13 protein-coding genes and 2 tRNA genes are annotated in these 16,931 nt (G+C 45.4%); 1 reads left to right on the top strand and 14 read right to left on the bottom strand.

Features of this window, described 5'->3' with window-relative positions; genetic code table 11:
- Positions 1-19: 19 nt before the first annotated feature.
- From infB to rlmE, 11 genes are all read right to left on the bottom strand, one after another.
- A complete protein-coding gene (gene infB / locus ACMXYU_RS01950; RefSeq protein ID WP_415899956.1) occupies positions 20-2,557 on the bottom strand; it encodes a translation initiation factor IF-2 in 2,538 nt (845 codons plus the stop codon).
- Between the two features lie 27 nt (positions 2,558-2,584).
- Positions 2,585-4,072, bottom strand: a complete 1,488-nt coding sequence (gene nusA / locus ACMXYU_RS01945; protein WP_415886777.1) for a transcription termination factor NusA — start codon at positions 4,070-4,072, stop codon at positions 2,585-2,587.
- 33 nt (positions 4,073-4,105) lie between these two features.
- Positions 4,106-4,561, bottom strand: coding sequence for a ribosome maturation factor RimP (gene rimP, locus ACMXYU_RS01940; RefSeq protein WP_415883308.1), 456 nt, complete (start codon positions 4,559-4,561; stop codon positions 4,106-4,108).
- A 190-nt stretch (positions 4,562-4,751) separates the two neighbouring features.
- Positions 4,752-4,828, bottom strand: a tRNA-Met gene (locus ACMXYU_RS01935).
- Between the two features lie 164 nt (positions 4,829-4,992).
- A tRNA-Leu gene (locus ACMXYU_RS01930) sits at positions 4,993-5,079 on the bottom strand.
- A gap of 19 nt (positions 5,080-5,098) precedes the next feature.
- Positions 5,099-5,482: a preprotein translocase subunit SecG gene (gene secG / locus ACMXYU_RS01925; RefSeq protein ID WP_415883307.1), complete on the bottom strand. Its 384-nt coding sequence runs from the start codon at positions 5,480-5,482 to the stop codon at positions 5,099-5,101.
- A gap of 14 nt (positions 5,483-5,496) precedes the next feature.
- Positions 5,497-6,249 carry a triose-phosphate isomerase gene (tpiA, locus tag ACMXYU_RS01920; RefSeq protein WP_415899955.1) on the bottom strand — a complete coding sequence of 251 codons (753 nt, stop codon included), beginning with the start codon at positions 6,247-6,249 and terminating at the stop codon, positions 5,497-5,499.
- Positions 6,250-6,287: 38 nt separating this feature from the next.
- Positions 6,288-7,640 carry a phosphoglucosamine mutase gene (gene glmM / locus ACMXYU_RS01915; RefSeq protein WP_415899954.1) on the bottom strand — a complete coding sequence of 451 codons (1,353 nt, stop codon included), beginning with the start codon at positions 7,638-7,640 and terminating at the stop codon, positions 6,288-6,290.
- Positions 7,641-7,656: 16 nt separating this feature from the next.
- Positions 7,657-8,508 (bottom strand): dihydropteroate synthase, encoded by an 852-nt coding sequence (folP, locus tag ACMXYU_RS01910; protein ID WP_415899953.1) that lies wholly within the window; start codon positions 8,506-8,508, stop codon positions 7,657-7,659.
- A gap of 80 nt (positions 8,509-8,588) precedes the next feature.
- The gene (ftsH, locus tag ACMXYU_RS01905; RefSeq protein ID WP_415899952.1) at positions 8,589-10,547 is read right to left on the bottom strand and encodes an ATP-dependent zinc metalloprotease FtsH; all 1,959 of its coding nucleotides are present in this window, start codon (positions 10,545-10,547) and stop codon (positions 8,589-8,591) included.
- A gap of 100 nt (positions 10,548-10,647) precedes the next feature.
- The gene (gene rlmE / locus ACMXYU_RS01900) at positions 10,648-11,268 is read right to left on the bottom strand and encodes a 23S rRNA (uridine(2552)-2'-O)-methyltransferase RlmE (RefSeq protein ID WP_415899951.1); all 621 of its coding nucleotides are present in this window, start codon (positions 11,266-11,268) and stop codon (positions 10,648-10,650) included.
- Positions 11,269-11,417: 149 nt separating this feature from the next.
- On the opposite strand from rlmE, the gene ACMXYU_RS01895 reads away from it, so the two are divergent.
- Positions 11,418-11,720 (top strand): YhbY family RNA-binding protein, encoded by a 303-nt coding sequence (locus ACMXYU_RS01895; RefSeq protein WP_415883301.1) that lies wholly within the window; start codon positions 11,418-11,420, stop codon positions 11,718-11,720.
- A gap of 70 nt (positions 11,721-11,790) precedes the next feature.
- Here ACMXYU_RS01895 and greA read toward each other — a convergent pair whose 3' ends face one another.
- The 3 genes from greA to carA all read right to left on the bottom strand — a co-directional run bounded on the left by greA (position 11,791) and on the right by carA (position 16,714).
- Positions 11,791-12,267 carry a transcription elongation factor GreA gene (gene greA, locus ACMXYU_RS01890; RefSeq protein ID WP_415899950.1) on the bottom strand — a complete coding sequence of 159 codons (477 nt, stop codon included), beginning with the start codon at positions 12,265-12,267 and terminating at the stop codon, positions 11,791-11,793.
- Between the two features lie 2 nt (positions 12,268-12,269).
- Positions 12,270-15,479 (bottom strand): carbamoyl-phosphate synthase large subunit, encoded by a 3,210-nt coding sequence (gene carB / locus ACMXYU_RS01885; RefSeq protein WP_415899949.1) that lies wholly within the window; start codon positions 15,477-15,479, stop codon positions 12,270-12,272.
- Positions 15,480-15,580: 101 nt separating this feature from the next.
- On the bottom strand, positions 15,581-16,714 hold the full coding sequence (gene carA / locus ACMXYU_RS01880) for a glutamine-hydrolyzing carbamoyl-phosphate synthase small subunit (RefSeq protein ID WP_415899948.1): 1,134 nt from the start codon (positions 16,712-16,714) through the stop codon (positions 15,581-15,583).
- Between the last annotated feature and the right edge of the window lie 217 nt (positions 16,715-16,931).

Genomic DNA, 16,931 nt, shown 5'->3' with positions numbered 1-16,931 from the left:
TTACCTTGTATTTGCAACGTTAAAGTGTGCGCTGAATTTCAACTGTGTCGTAAACCTCAATTTGGTCTCCGACTTTAACGTCGTTGTAGTTCTTAACGCCGATACCACACTCCATACCCTGACGTACTTCGTTAACGTTATCTTTGAAGCGACGTAGAGATTCTAGTTCACCTTCATATATTACAACGTTTTCACGTAGGACACGGATACGTTTGTTACGGAAGACAGTACCTTCTGTAACCATACAGCCGGCAACCGCACCGATCTTAGGCGCTTTAAATACATCACGTACTTCAGCAATGCCCACGATCTCTTCACGGTATTCAGGAGATAGCAGACCGCCCATCGCCTGTTTAACGTCATCAATGATGTCGTAGATTACGCTGTAGTAGCGTAGTTCAATACCTTCACGCTCTAGCACCTGACGCGCCTGAGCGTCAGCACGAACGTTAAAGCCAACCATCAATGCATCTGCTGTTACCGCAAGGTTAGCATCAGTTTCTGCGATACCACCTACACCACCAGATACGATGTTCACTTTAACTTCATCAGTAGATAGATCTTCTAGAGCATGCGTTAGCGCTTCCAAAGAACCACGTACGTCTGTCTTCAGTACGATGTTGAAAGTCTTAACATCACCCGCTTGCATGTTTGCAAACAAGTTCTCAAGTTTAGATTTCTGCTGACGAGCCAACTTAACATCACGGTATTTACCCTGACGGAATAGAGCAACTTCACGTGCTTTCTTCTCGTTAGATACCATAGTGAATTCGTCACCTGCGTTTGGTGTACCATCCAGACCTTGGATTTCTACAGGGATCGCAGGACCAGCGGAATCGATAGGCTTACCGTTCTCATCCAGCATTGCACGTACACGGCCGTAGTGAAGGCCTGCAAGTACGATATCACCTTTACGTAGCGTACCGTTCTGTACAAGTACAGTAGCAACTGGACCACGACCTTTATCTAAGCGTGATTCAACTACTACACCCTGAGCAGGAGCATTAGGTACAGCTTCAAGTTCTAAGATTTCAGACTGCAGTAGTACTGCATCCAGAAGCTCTTCAATACCTTGACCTGATTTAGCAGATACGTTTACGAACTGGTTCTCACCACCCCATTCTTCTGGGATAACGTCCAGTGCTGCCAATTCGTTTTTAACACGATCTGGATCAGCTTGTTCTTTATCGATCTTGTTAACAGCAACAACTAGAGGTACGCCAGCCGCTTTCGCGTGCTGAACCGCTTCTTCAGTCTGTGGCATTACGCCATCGTCTGCTGCAACTACTAGGATTACGATATCGGTTACAGAGGCACCACGTGCACGCATTGCGGTAAACGCAGCGTGGCCCGGAGTATCAAGGAATGTAACCATGCCGTTATCAGTATCTACGTGGTAGGCACCGATATGCTGGGTAATACCACCAGACTCACCAGACGCTACTCGTGAAGAACGAATGTAATCTAATAGAGACGTTTTACCGTGGTCTACGTGACCCATTACAGTCACAACCGGTGCGCGACCTTCAGCATCACCCTGCTGCGCCTGAATGCTTTCCATCAACGCTTCTTCTACCGCGTTTTCTTGCATTGGCTTAGGAGTGTGGCCCATCTCTTCTACAACAAGTGTTGCTGTATCCTGATCGATAACTTGGTTGATAGTCGCCATAGCGCCCATACCAAACATTACCTTGATCACTTCAGCAGCCTTAACGTTCATCTTCTTCGCAAGATCTGCAACTGTGATGCTCTCAGGAATAGAGACTTCGATAACCTGCTGAGTAGTTGGCTCTTTAAAGCCGTGCTCATTTGGCTTGTTCGAAAGCGGCTTGCCGTTCTTACCACGATTACGGCTGATCTTGCCGCCACGACGATCCTGCTGACCACGCGTGTCATTGCCTTTTTTCTTGCCTTTGCCACGACGATCGTTGCCAGAATCGTTTTTCTTAGCCTGTTCTTGAGCCTTGAAGCGCTGTTCTGTTTCAGCTTTACGGCGCTTAGCCTCTTCTTCTTTCTTCTGCTTAGCTTTTTCTGCAGCTTCAGCTTCTTGTTTCTTCTGCTCTGCAGCTTTAGCTTCTTGCTCGCGCTTCTGCTGTTCTTCAGCTTCACGCTCTTTAGCTGCTTTTTCTTCAGCTTCGCGTGCTGCTTGAGCTTCTGCTTCCTGCTGTTTACGCTCTTCTTCTAAGCGTAACTCTTCAGCATTCTGTGCTTCCGCTTGCTGATCAGCTTCGCCTTCAGCACCTTCCACTTCTGAACGTTTCACATAAGTACGTTTCTTGCGTACTTCAACGTTTACAGTCTTCTTCTTACCTGAAGCACCGGATACTTTTAGAGTCGATGTAGTTTTACGCTTAAGTGTAATTTTCTTAGGCTCAGCATCATCTGCATCTTCACCATGACTACGCTTAAGGTGATTTAGCAATGATTGACGCTCAGTTTCAGAAACTTCCGCGGTTTCGTTTTTACCTGAAATGCCAGCTTCCTGCATTTGTTCTAACAAACGCTCAACGGAAACACCAACCATTTCGGCAAGCTGCTTAACTGTTACTTCTGCCATGTTAGGAGGCTCCTATTCCGTTAATCTTTACTCTTCAGCAAACCATGGTGCACGAGCAGTCATGATTAACGCTGCAGCTCGCTCTTCATCTAGGCCTTCAATATCTAGTAGGTCATCAATAGACTGTTCCGCTAGATCTTCCATAGTAATTACACCTTGCGCGGCCAGTAGGTAAGCTAAGTGCTTGTCCATACCGTCCATCTCCAACAGGTCTGCTGCTGGTTCTGCACTATCTAATTTTTCCTCACTTGCAATAGCAAGATTTAGAAGTGCATCTTTCGCACGCTTACGTAGCTCCTCTACGATAGCTTCATCGAAACCATCGATCTCTAACATTTCATCAACAGGAACGTAAGCAACTTCTTCTAGTGTGGTGAAACCTTCTTCTACCAACACTTCAGCAACATCTTCATCAACATCTAGGTGGTTGATGAATGTATCGATCACAGAACCAACTTCAGATTGATGCTTCTCTTGTGCATCTTCTTCAGTCATTACGTTTAGTTCCCAGCCAGTAAGCTCGGAAGCCAGACGTACGTTCTGGCCACTACGGCCAATCGCCATCGCTAAGTTTTCTTCAGCAACTGCCACATCCATCGAATGTGTTTCTTCGTCCATTACGATAGATGCGACATCTGCAGGCGCCATTGCGTTGATAACCAACTGTGCCGGGTTGTCGTCCCAAAGCACGATATCAACGCGCTCACCGCCCAATTCGTTAGATACCGCCTGCACACGTGAACCACGCATACCAACACATGCACCTACAGGGTCGATACGACCATCATTAGTTTTAACAGCAATCTTCGCACGCGAACCTGGATCACGAGACGCCGCACGAATTTCAATCACTTCTTCAGAGATCTCTGGCACTTCGATACGGAACAGCTCAATCAACATTTCGTTGCAAGAACGGCTCAAGATCAACTGAGGACCACGGCCTTCAGAGCGAACTTCAAGAAGAACCGCACGTACACGATCGCCCATGCGGAATGCTTCACGCTGGATTAGCTGATCGCGAGGCAGCAATGCTTCAGCATTGTTACCTAGATCTACAATAATGTTATCGCGCGTTACTTTTTTAACACTGCCCGAGATCAATTCACCTTGACGATCACGGTACAATTCAACAACTTTCGCACGCTCTGCTTCGCGAACTTTCTGAACGATAACCTGTTTAGCTGTTTGTGCCGCAATACGACCAAACTTAACAGATTCAACCTGTTCTTCATGTACGCTACCTGGCTCTAGAGAAGCATCAATCTCTTCAGCTTCTTCCATCGTCAGTTCAGTACCTAGTGCAGGTACTTCTTCGTTGCTCACAACCAACCAGCGGCGGAAAGTTTCGTAATCGCCTGTAGCTCGATCAATAACTACGCGAATATCCGCTTCTTCGTCGTAACGCTTCTTAGTTGCCGTTGCTAGTGCAACTTCAATCGCTTCGAAAATTACTTCTTTCGGAACATCTTTCTCGTTAGAAACTGCTTCCGCAACCAACAGAATCTCTTTATTCATGCTTCTGCCTCGCCTAAGACCTCTAATCCACGTTTAGAACTGAGGGATAATGTTTGCACGATCGATGTACTCAATCGGCAGCATATATTCTTCATTGTCGACCACTACCAGAATGTCGTCGCCTTCAACACCATTCAGCACACCCTTAAATTTACGGCGGCCTTCAAACGCAATTCGTAAGCGAACCTGAATAACAGATCCTGCATAGGCTTCAAACTGCTCAAGTGTAAATAGAGGACGATCCATACCAGGAGAGGACACCTCAAGGGTGTAGTTACCTGCAATCGGATCTTCTACATCCATAATTCCGCTGACCTGATGGCTGACTTTAGCGCAATCATCTACGTTAATGCCGTTATCAGAATCGATATACACCCGTAGGGTGCTGTGTTTTCCCTGTGAGAGAAACTCAATACCCCAGAGCTCAAACCCCAGCGCTGTAACTGAAGGCTCAATCAACTCTTGTAATAGTTTCATTTTCGCTGACACGAATAACCCACCTGTTCTAACACTAAGATATCAAACACTTATAAAACAATAAGTTAGATTTAATATCGTAAATTTCAAAAACAAAAAATGGGTCTAATGACCCATTCCCGATATGCAACCCCTTAGATTAAAGGCTCTGCATTTTGCCTACGAAAAAGCCCCTTAAAAGGGGCCTTACGTAAAATAAGGTTGGTAGCGGGGGCTGGATTTGAACCAACGACCTTCGGGTTATGAGCCCGACGAGCTACCAAGCTGCTCCACCCCGCATCAAAAACCTAAACGATCCAACATTTCTGAGGATCTGAAGTCTGGATAGCTAACAAAATTTAGCTTTTTGACTTCAAAGAATAAGAGACTTACTGAATAAACAATTCACTTATCCAAAAACTGGTGCAAATTGTATATGTACTGAGGCTCTTAATCAAGAAATATGGTGCCCAAGGCCGGACTTGAACCGGCACGGCCTGACGGCCACTACCCCCTCAAGATAGCGTGTCTACCAATTCCACCACTTGGGCAACAAACTTTTAGAAACTATTAGTTATTTTGAGGAATGTCAGAATCTACAGGCGCTTTTGGCTTAGATTCATCAAAAACAGGTAGCGCTGGCTCTTCAGCAACAGCAGACTCTGCTGCTTTGCTTTCGATAAGCTCAGCAGAAGGAATACCTGCATCACCAACAGAATCAGCTTTCTCTTTAGCGTATACAGCTAAAACAAAGCTTGTAACAAAAATGCCCGCAGCAACAATGCCTGTTACGCGAGAAAGGAAGTTACCGCTACCGGTACTACCAAAAACAGTCTGCGAAGCACCTGCACCAAAAGAAGCGCCAGCTTCAGCACCCTTGCCTTGCTGCAGCAAAATTAAGCCAATTACAGCGGCTGCCAACAATACATGAATAATTAAAACTACTGTTTCCATCTCAGAACCGTTAGTTATGCACCTGCCGCTTGGCAGATGGCAATAAAGTCGTTTGCTTTAAGGGATGCTCCACCAACAAGCCCCCCATCAACATCTTCATTCGCGAACAATTCAGCTGCATTGGCAGCATTAACACTGCCACCATACAAGATACGCATTTTGCTAGCTAGCTCAGCATCACATTCAGCAATCATATTACGAATTGCCGCATGCACTTCTTGCGCCTGTTCTGGCGTTGCAGTTTTACCTGTGCCTATAGCCCATACAGGCTCATAAGCGATTACAGCATCTACAAATTGTTCGATCCCTGCAGCATCTACAACAGCTTTTATCTGTCGCTCAACAACCGCAAGTGTATTACCTTCTTCACGCTCTTCAAGCGTTTCACCAACACATAGGATTGGTTTCAAGCCAGCTGCAACTGTTGCTTTAAATTTATCAGCAACCAGCTCGTCTGACTCAGCATACAAACTACGACGCTCGGAATGACCAAGAATAACGTATTCGCAGCTTAAATCTTGCAACATCTCTAAAGAGATCTCACCCGTAAAAGCACCGTTATTTTGCTCGCTTACATTCTGTGCACCCAGTGCAATAACAGAATCAGCAGTCAATGCTTGAACTTGAGATAGGTATATAGACGGCGGACAAACCAGCACATCAACAGCATTGGATTTAAGCTCAGCATTCAGACCTTCCATCAACGCATTGATAGATGCTGAATTACCATTCATTTTCCAGTTACCGGCTACTAAGGCTGTACGCATTTATACCCCCATTTAAAGAGGCGCAAATATTAACTGGCTTACTCTGAACTTTCAAGCGCAAGCAGTGCTTTTTCAACCTCATCCGCCAACTGCTGACACAAGCTGTTAACTTCTTCTTCGTTTTCACCTTCGATCATAACGCGAACCACTGGTTCAGTGCCTGATGGACGAAGTAAAACACGGCCTCGATCACCTAATTGTGCTTCTGTTTTAGCAACGGCAACACTAATCTCTTCAACCTCTGCAATATTGTGCTTTTGCGCCATACGTACATTGATCATTTTCTGCGGTAATTTTGTCATACCGTGACGCAGAGTATTCAATGTCTCGCCGGTTTCAACGATTGCCTTAAGTACTTGCAATGCTGCAACCGTACCATCTCCTGTAGTGGTTAAATGGCGACACACGATATGGCCTGAGCTTTCACCACCAAGCAACCAATCATGCTTGTACAACTGTTCCATTACATAACGATCACCAACATTGGCACGAACAAATGGAATACCTTCACGCGCATAAGCTTGCTCTAGGCCAAAGTTAGTCATTAACGTCCCAACAACCCCACCATGGAACGATTCTTCACGGCGCATTTGCGCAGCAATCATGTATAGAAGCTCGTCGCCATCAACTTCCTCACCCAGGTGATCAACCATAATCACGCGATCACCGTCACCATCTAGAGCGATACCTAAATCTGCTTTTTCTGCCGTGACGACCGTTTGCAAACGCTGCGTAGCGGTAGCACCGCATTTTTCATTAATATTTAGACCATCTGGCGCTGATGCTATCTCAACAACCTCTGCACCCAATTCGGAAAATACAGCAGGCGCAACGTGGTAGGTTGCACCATTAGCACAGTCTAAAATTATCTTTAAGCCTTTCAGGCTGATACCACCAGCAGTAGCCTTACAAAACTCAATGTAACGACCTGCAGCATCATCGATACGACGCGCTTTACCTAGCTCTGCAGAATCTACCGTAGTCATTGCGATATCCATCTGCGCTTCAATCGCCTGCTCAATTTCGTCAGGCAGCTTAGTACCTTCTGAAGAGAAGAATTTAATGCCGTTATCGTAGTAAGCATTGTGAGATGCACTAATGACGATACCTGCATCAGCACGGAAAGTGCGTGCCAAATAAGCAACAGCTGGGGTTGGCATCGGACCGGTGAGTAAGACATCCACACCAGCAGCAGACAAGCCCGCTTCTAAGGCAGATTCAAACATGTAACCTGAGATGCGCGTGTCCTTGCCAATCAGTATTTTACTGTGACCTTCTCTTGAGAATACCTTACCTGCAGCCCAACCCAGCTTAAGAACAAAATCAGGGGTTACTGGAAATTGGCCAACCTTGCCACGAATACCATCAGTACCAAAATAACGCTTACTCATTTACTTATATTCCTTTTCATACCATCTCAGCCATAACCGCACGAGTCATCTTCACTACATCGACCGTTTCCGCAACGTCATGTACACGAATTATTTCTGCACCTTGCATAACAGCAAGCGCCACAGTGGCTAAGCTACCCGGTAGTCTTTGCTCAACTTCTCTATTGAGAACAGCCCCTATCATCGATTTTCTTGACGTCCCTATTAATAAAGGCAGGTCATGTTGCTTCAATCTATCTAAATTATTCATTAGACGTAGATTATGCTCTACGCTCTTACCAAACCCGAACCCTGGATCTAGTAGTAATCTATCTTTTGTAATCCCCGCCGCTTCGCACGCTTTCACTCGCTGCAGTAAGAAGTACTCAACATCATCTAGAACATCATCATACGAGGGAGCATTCTGCATTGTCGCCGGACTCCCCTGCATATGCATCAAACAAATAGGCAGATCTGTGTTAGCTGCAGCTTCTAAGGCACCTTCACGGCCTAAAGCCCTTACATCATTAATCAAACCCGCACCTAGTTTAACTGACTCAGTTATAACTTCAGGAGTACTGGTATCAACGGAGATAACTACATCTAGTTCTGATGCAATTTTCTCTACGACTGGAAGCACTCGACCTAGCTCTTCGTCTAGAGTCACTGCAGCAGCGCCTGGTCGGGTGGATTCGCCACCCACATCCAAGATAGTCGCACCGTCGGCCACCATCCCTTCAGCTTGTCGAATAACACTATCCAATCTTACTTGCTGATTGGAATACAACGTTCCGCCATCTGAGAACGAGTCGGGCGTAACATTCAAAATCCCCATAACATGGGTATCAGCTAAGTTTAGAGTTCGATTACCACAGACTAACTGGCGCATAGATCCTGTTCTTCATTACGTTATACAATGAAAAAAGGCTGACTTTCTACAAAGCCAGCCTTTTCATATTCACCTTGTATTTAGTGAATATTATTATCCGGTGAGCGCGGAATGTCCTGATCTGAATCATCATCTGATCGATCATCAGCCTTCGATTCAGCATCAGTATCAGCATTTACGTTTTCTCTGGCACCATGATCTGAACCGCTTTTGTCTTCTTCCACCCAACCTTCTGGAGCAGATACTTCTTCACGATTCATTAGCTGATCGATCTGCTTACTATCAATCGTTTCATACTTCATCAGAGCCTGACACATAGTCTCTAGAATATCGCGATTATCTTCCAGAATTTGCTCTGCCTTCTGGTAACACTCATCGATAATCTTGCGCGTTTCAGTGTCAATACGACGCTGCGTCTCTTCTGCTAGCGGTTTAGCACCTTGACCATAGCCACGGTTAAATGGATCTGACTCTTCCTCGTCGTATAGTAATGGCCCAAGCTCTTCACTCAAACCCCATTTCGCTACCATGCTACGAGCAAATGAAGTCGCACGCTGAATATCGTTAGATGCACCTGTGGTTACACCTTCTTTACCCAGTGTCATCTCTTCCGCAATTCGGCCACCGTAAAGTGAACAAATGTTAGACAAGATAGATTGACGGCTATGGCTATAACGATCTTCTTCAGGCAAGAACATAGTCACACCTAAGGCACGACCGCGCGGAATAATAGAAACTTTATACACAGGATCATGCTCTGGCATTAAACGACCAACAATCGCGTGACCAGCTTCATGGTATGCTGTATTCAAGCGCTCTTTTTCAGACATCACCATAGATTTACGCTCAGCGCCCATCATAATTTTGTCTTTCGCTTGCTCAAACTGAATCATACTCACGGTGCGTTTGTTAGCACGTGCCGCAAAGAGTGCTGCTTCGTTTACAAGGTTCGCTAGATCTGCACCAGAGAAACCCGGCGTACCACGTGCGATTAGATCAGGCTTAACATCTTCACCCAATGGCACTTTACGCATGTGAACCTTAAGAATCTTCTCACGACCAAGAATATCTGGCAGACCTACATGTACCTGACGGTCAAAACGACCTGGACGCAGAAGCGCAGGATCAAGTACGTCTGGACGGTTAGTCGCAGCAATTACGATAATGCCTTCACTACCTTCAAAGCCATCCATCTCTACCAACAGTTGGTTCAATGTCTGTTCACGCTCATCATTACCACCACCCATACCAACACCACGGTGACGGCCTACAGCATCGATCTCATCGATAAAGATGATACATGGCGCATTTTTCTTCGCTTGATCGAACATATCACGAACACGGGACGCACCCACACCCACGAACATTTCTACGAAGTCAGAACCAGAAATACTAAAGAAAGGTACTTTTGCTTCACCAGCAATCGCTTTCGCCAGCAATGTTTTACCGGTACCCGGATTACCCGCCATCAGAACGCCTCGCGGGATGTGACCGCCTAGGCGCTGGAATTTGCCCGGGTCACGAAGAAAATCTACAAGTTCACGAACATCTTCCTTCGCCTCTTCAACGCCAGCAACATCATCGAAAGTCGTTTTAATCTGATCTTCGCTCATCATGCGCGCTTTAGACTTACCGAAAGACATTGGACCGCCTTTCCCACCGCCACCTTGCATTTGACGCATAAAGAACATGAACACAGCGATAATTACAAGGATAGGGAAAGAAGCGACTAGCAATTGAGTCCAAATGCTCTGCTGTTCTGGCTGCTTACCTTCAATCACAACATTGTGATTGATTAGATCATCAACCAGCTTAGGATCTTGAAGTGCTGGGCGTACGGTTTCAAACATATCACCGTTAGAACGTTGGCCCTGAATAATATAGCCATCAATAATGACTTTAGTTACACGATCATCCTGAACTTCTTTGACGAAATCGGAGTAACTTAGTCGATTAGACTCAGCCTTCTCATTAAAATTATTAAAAACAGTCAGCAATACCGCTGCGATCACCAGCCATAGAACTAGATTTTTCGCCATATCATTCAATGGAATACCCTCAATTTGCTGATTTTGTTTGCGTTATTAGAAAACGCTAAACACTATACTATGCGGCCACAATTGACCACTAAAACACTAATTAACCTTTAAAACCTTTACCTAAAAGGTAGACTTCACGAGAACGAGCTCGAGAAGAATCAGGCTTACGCGTAACCACTTTGTTAAAACTTGTACGCATATCTTTTAAATATTGATCAAATCCTTCACCTTGGAATACTTTAGCGACAAACGTACCACCAGGTTTTAAAACCTCGCGCGCCATATCCAAAGCAAGTTCAACCAAATACATCGCTGCCGGTTGATCAACAGCAGACATACCACTCATATTGGGGGCCATATCTGAAATTACAAGGTCTGCTGGCTCATCTCCTAAAGCATTTAGGATCTTATGCAGTACTTCCTCTTCAGTGAAGTCGCCTTGAACGAACTCTACACCAGCCATACTATCCATTGGCAAAATATCCGATGCGACCACTCGACCGTGATCACCTACACGCTCAGCAGCCACTTGAGACCAACCGCCAGGCGCTGCACCGAGATCTACAACAGTCATCCCCTGCTTAAGCAGCTTATCTTTTTCATCTAATTCAATCAGCTTAAAACTAGCACGCGATCTATAACCGAGCTCTTTGGATTTCTTCACCCAATGATCATCAAAGTGTTCTTTTAACCAACGTTCACTACTTGATGCTTTCGCCACTTCGTTTCACTCTCTGGATTGAATGAGCCATGTGCTACTCAGAACCGCATAACTCAGGTAAAATATAATTAATTAAATATGCTGGACTAGGTTATTAAATAATATCCGCATTAAACGCCCAGCTAAACTTTGAGGCAACGTATTTTAATATGAGCTTGAGCACTGAGCAAAAGAAGCATTACCGCACTATAGGCCACAAACTTAATCCTCTAGTAACTGTAGCAGGAAAAGGCCTAACTGAAGCTATTCAACTTGAAGTCGATCGCGCTTTAGAAGATCACGAGTTGATCAAGGTAAAGTTTGCTGTTGGTGATCGCGACGTTAAAAAACAACTGATTCGCGAACTATGCGAAATCGTTGAAGCTGAGATTGTGCAAGAGATTGGTCACATTGCGCTAATTTATCGTAGAGCGCTTGAGCCAAACCCAAAACTATCTAACTTGTTACGTTAATATCTACTTAGCAAGCTATTCAAACAGCATAAATACTAAAAAGGGTGCCTAGGCACCCTTTTTAGTCCGCTCAGATATGAGCAACCTCATCAATCTCATATTCAGTAGCGCCACCCGGCGTCTGAATATTTACGATATCACCTTCCTCTTTGCCGACTAGGCCACGAGCGATCGGTGAATTAACTGAGATCTTGTTCGCTTTAATATCAGCTTCATCATCACCTACGATCTGATAAGTCTTAGACTCATCTGTATCTAAGTTAATGATAGTTACTGTAGTACCGAAGATAACTTTACCAGAGCGCGGAATAGCTGTTACATCAATAACTTGACAGTTAGACAGCTTAGCTTCCAGCTCCTGAATACGACCTTCGATGAAACCCTGCTGCTCGCGAGCAGCATGGTATTCAGCGTTTTCCTTCAGGTCACCGTGTTCACGCGCTTCTGCAATATCAGCAATTACGCGTGGACGATCTACAGTTTTCAGTTGATCAAGCTCTTCACGAAGCGCTTTCTCACCTGCTGCAGTCATAGGTACACGATTCACAATTATGCTCCTATATCCTGAACGCGACGAACTTCTTTCTCTTCACCGTACTGCAGTGCCATAGTAATCGCTTCAGCACCTGCCAATGTAGTGGTATATGGCACTTTATGCTGAAGAGCGCTACGACGAATATCAGCAGAATCTTCGATCGCTTTACGGCCTTCTGTTGTATTCACAATGTAAGCGATCTCATCATTCTTGATCATATCAACAATGTTTGGACGACCTTCCATCACTTTGTTTACAACTTCAACCTCAAGACCCTGTTCAGCCATAAGCTTAGCAGTACCGCGAGTAGCCACTAGAGAGAAGCCTAGTTCAGCTAGATCTTTAGCAATCTGCATGGAAGCATCTTTATCAACTTCACGTACAGAGATGAACGCTTTACCCGCTTGCGGCATAGTTTCACCCGCACCGATCTGCGCCTTCATGAACGCTTCACCGAAGGTAGCGCCAACACCCATTACTTCACCAGTAGATTTCATCTCAGGGGATAGAATTGGGTCAACACCTTGGAACTTGTTGAACGGGAATACAGCTTCTTTCACGTTGAACAATGTTGGTACGATCTCTTTAGTGAAACCAAGTTCAGCTAGAGTCTTACCAGTCATTACCTGCGCACCGATTTTCGCTAGAGAAACACCGATACACTTAGAAACAAACGGTACAGTACGGGATGCACGAGGGTTAACCTCGATCACGTAAATTTCACCATCCTGATATGCAAGCTGGGTATTCATTAGGCCAACCACACCTAGCTCCAACGCCATCTTACGTACCATCTCACGCATTTCATCTTGAACATCATCAGCAAGACTATACGGAGGGAATGAACATGCAGAGTCACCAGAGTGAACACCCGCTTGCTCGATATGCTGCATGATTGCACCGATAACTACATCTTTACCGTCACAAACGGCATCAATATCAACTTCAACCGCTGCATTTAGGAAGTGATCCAACAATACTGGCGCGTCGTTAGATACCTGTACCGCAGTATTCATGTAGCGGCGTAGCTCTTCCTCTTTGTACACGATCTCCATTGCACGACCACCTAGCACATAAGATGGACGAACAACTAGTGGGTAACCAAGCTTATCAGCTTCGATGATCGCTTCTTCTAAAGAACGTACAGTTGCGTTTTCTGGCTGCTTAAGACCAAGGCGCTTCAGCATTTGCTGGAACTGCTCACGGTCTTCTGCACGGTCAATCGCTTCTGGAGAAGTACCGATAATTGGTACGCCAGCCTGCTCAAGTGCAACAGCCAGTTTCAGTGGCGTCTGACCACCATACTGAACGATAACACCTTTTGGCTTCTCAACATTTACGATCTCAAGCACATCTTCCAGTGTGATTGGCTCGAAGAACAGACGATCTGAAGTATCGTAGTCAGTAGAAACAGTCTCAGGGTTACAGTTAACCATGATTGTTTCGAAACCGTCGTCACGCGCTGCAAGTGCTGCGTGTACGCAGCAGTAGTCAAACTCTATACCTTGACCGATACGGTTTGGGCCACCACCAATAACCATGATCTTGTCACGGTCAGAAGGATTCGCTTCACACTCTTCTTCATAAGAGGAGTACATATAAGCAGTATCAGACGCGAATTCAGCCGCACAGGTATCAACGCGCTTATAAACTGGACGCACATCTAGGTTATGACGATGCTTACGGAACTGCTTCTCAGAAACACCAAGAAGAGTTGCCAAGCGTTCATCAGAGAAACCTTTACGCTTAAGACGGAACACAGCATCTTTATCAAGATCGGACATTGCCATCTCAGATACGCGCTGCTCATCTTTGATAATGTCTTCTACTTGAACCAAGAACCAAGGATCAATACCGCTGATCTCGTATAGCTCTTCAACGCTCATGCCCATACGGAATGCATCGCCTAGGTACCAGATACGCTCTGCACCCGGCTCTTTCATCTCACGTACGATCGTAGAACGTGCATCTTCGCTAGTAATGTCGATAATTGGGTCAAAACCAGTCGCACCAACCTCTAGACCGCGAAGCGCTTTCTGTAGAGATTCCTGCTGAGTACGGCCAATTGCCATAACCTCACCAACAGACTTCATCTGAGTTGTCAGACGATCATTTGCCTGCGGGAATTTCTCGAAAGTGAAACGAGGGATCTTAGTAACAACGTAGTCAATAGATGGCTCGAAAGACGCTGGCGTAGCACCGCCAGTGATATCGTTTTGTAGCTCATCTAGTGTGTAACCAATTGCTAGCTTCGCAGCTACTTTTGCAATTGGGAAGCCTGTCGCTTTAGATGCCAAAGCAGAAGAACGAGATACACGAGGGTTCATCTCGATTACTACCATACGGCCATCTTTCGGGTTTACACCAAACTGTACGTTAGAACCGCCAGTTTCTACACCGATTTCACGCAGTACTGCCAAAGAGGCATTACGCATGATTTGATATTCTTTATCAGTAAGCGTTTGCGCTGGTGCAACAGTGATAGAATCACCTGTGTGAACACCCATTGCATCGAAGTTCTCGATCGCACAAACGATGATGCAGTTGTCGTTTTTGTCACGAACAACTTCCATCTCGTACTCTTTCCAACCGATCAAAGATTCATCGATTAACAATTCACTTGTTGGTGACAGATCTAGGCCACGCTCACAAATTTCGATGAACTCTTCTTTGTTGTATGCGATACCACCACCGGTACCACCCATAGTAAAGGATGGACGGATGATACATGGGAAGCCTAGTTGCGCTTGAACCTGCAACGCTTCTTCCATGCTATGTGCAATAGATGCACGTGGACACTCAAGACCAATCGCTTTCATCGCTTTATCGAAACGATCACGGTCTTCCGCTTTATCGATTGTGTCAGCGTTCGCACCGATCATTTCAACGCCATATTTCTCAAGAACGCCTTCACGCTCAAGATCCAAAGCACAGTTCAATGCAGTCTGACCACCCATTGTAGGCAGAAGCGCGTCTGGCTTTTCTTTGGCAATAATCTTTTCTACTGTCTTCCAGTTGATTGGCTCAATGTAAGTTGAGTCAGCCATCGCTGGATCAGTCATAATGGTCGCAGGGTTAGAGTTAACCAGAATGACGCGGTAACCTTCTTCACGCAGCGCTTTACAAGCTTGTGCGCCAGAATAGTCAAATTCACATGCCTGACCGATAACAATCGGGCCAGCACCAAGAATCAAAATACTTTTTAAGTCCGTACGTTTTGGCATCGGTAATAAACCAGTCGTATCAGTTAATAACTGCGGCAGGCGGCTAATTCACACCTGCCTTGTATCGTTTCAAAAGCCTGTAAACTCAGGCCGAACTGCGATTAAGCTTTCGCAGCCTTCATATCTTCGATGAAGCGATCAAATAGAGGCGCTACATCGTGTGGGCCTGGGCTAGCTTCAGGGTGACCCTGGAAACTAAATGCCGCACGATCTGTTCTCTCAATACCCTGCAAAGAGCCATCAAACAGAGACTTATGCGTAGCACGCACATTTTCTGGAAGCGCATCTTCGTCAACAGCAAAACCGTGGTTTTGAGAGGTAATCATCACTTGCTTGCCATCCAAATCTTGAACTGGGTGGTTAGCACCATGATGACCAAACTTCATTTTTACTGTCTTAGCACCAGAAGCCAACGCTAGTAGCTGATGGCCCAAGCAGATACCAAATACAGGTAGATCTGTTTTGCAGATCTCTTCGATTGCAGCAATTGCGTAATCACATGGTTCTGGATCACCAGGGCCATTAGATAGGAATACGCCATCTGGATTCAACGCAAGCACTTCTGCAGCAGGTGTTTTGGCAGGAACAACCGTTAGGCGGCAACCGCGTTCAACCAACATGCGCAAAATATTGCGTTTCACACCATAGTCATATGCAACAACATGAAACTCTTGATCTGCTGCGACTTTCTCTTCATGACCTTGGCCTAGCTTCCAAGTAGAAGAAGTCCACTCGTATGTCTCTTCAGTTGTAACAACTTGAGCTAGATCCATACCTTTTAGACCCGGGAACGATTTAGCTTCAGCTAGCGCTTTAGCTTCATCAATATCACCGGCCATAATGCAACCGTTAAGAGAACCCTTTTCACGCAAAATACGTGTTAAACGTCGTGTATCAATATCAGCGATACCAACGATATTGTTATCCTTAAGATAATCATCAAGGTTCTTTTCATTACGGAAGTTACTCGCAACCAATGGAAGGTCACGAATGACTAAACCAGCAGCCCACGTGCGAGAAGATTCTTCATCTTCCGTATTGGTGCCAGTATTACCAATATGTGGATATGTCAGGGTAACAATCTGACGGCAGTATGATGGATCCGTTAGGATCTCCTGGTAACCCGTCATAGAGGTATTAAATACAACCTCGCCGCTAGACAGACCGTCTGCGCCAATGGCTACGCCCTTGAAAATGCTTCCGTCTTCAAGAGCAAGAATGGCTGGTCTCGCCAATTGAACCTCCCCGCGTAAATGCGCAACAACAAAAATCAGAAACGATACGTGCAAAAAAGCGAGGTAAAACCTGAAGTTAACCTCGCTTTTTTGTTTTAGAAACCTGTGTGTAAATTTTGCCTTAGGCAAAACGACTGCATTCTATGCCAAATTCGCCAATCTGTCCATCACAGTCAATGAAAAGAGTTATGTAACAAACGGTCAATTAACACATCTG

Source organism: Neptuniibacter sp. QD48_11 (assembly GCF_047778095.1).
Classification (GTDB): domain Bacteria; phylum Pseudomonadota; class Gammaproteobacteria; order Pseudomonadales; family Balneatricaceae; genus Neptuniibacter.
This window is presented reverse-complemented; position numbering and strand designations above follow the sequence as displayed.

What these genes read in the sequence shown, in the direction of transcription:
- infB (WP_415899956.1), bottom strand. Translation starts at nt 2,557, where the DNA reads ATGGCAGAAGTAACAGTTAAGCAGCTTGCCGAAATGGTTGGTGTTTCC.
- nusA (WP_415886777.1), bottom strand. Translation starts at nt 4,072, where the DNA reads ATGAATAAAGAGATTCTGTTGGTTGCGGAAGCAGTTTCTAACGAGAAA.
- secG (WP_415883307.1), bottom strand. Translation starts at nt 5,482, where the DNA reads ATGGAAACAGTAGTTTTAATTATTCATGTATTGTTGGCAGCCGCTGTA.
- tpiA (WP_415899955.1), bottom strand. Translation starts at nt 6,249, where the DNA reads ATGCGTACAGCCTTAGTAGCCGGTAACTGGAAAATGAATGGTAATTCA.
- glmM (WP_415899954.1), bottom strand. Translation starts at nt 7,640, where the DNA reads ATGAGTAAGCGTTATTTTGGTACTGATGGTATTCGTGGCAAGGTTGGC.
- folP (WP_415899953.1), bottom strand. Translation starts at nt 8,508, where the DNA reads ATGCGCCAGTTAGTCTGTGGTAATCGAACTCTAAACTTAGCTGATACC.
- ftsH (WP_415899952.1), bottom strand. Translation starts at nt 10,547, where the DNA reads ATGGCGAAAAATCTAGTTCTATGGCTGGTGATCGCAGCGGTATTGCTG.
- ACMXYU_RS01895 (WP_415883301.1), top strand. Translation starts at nt 11,418, where the DNA reads ATGAGCTTGAGCACTGAGCAAAAGAAGCATTACCGCACTATAGGCCAC.
- carB (WP_415899949.1), bottom strand. Translation starts at nt 15,479, where the DNA reads ATGCCAAAACGTACGGACTTAAAAAGTATTTTGATTCTTGGTGCTGGC.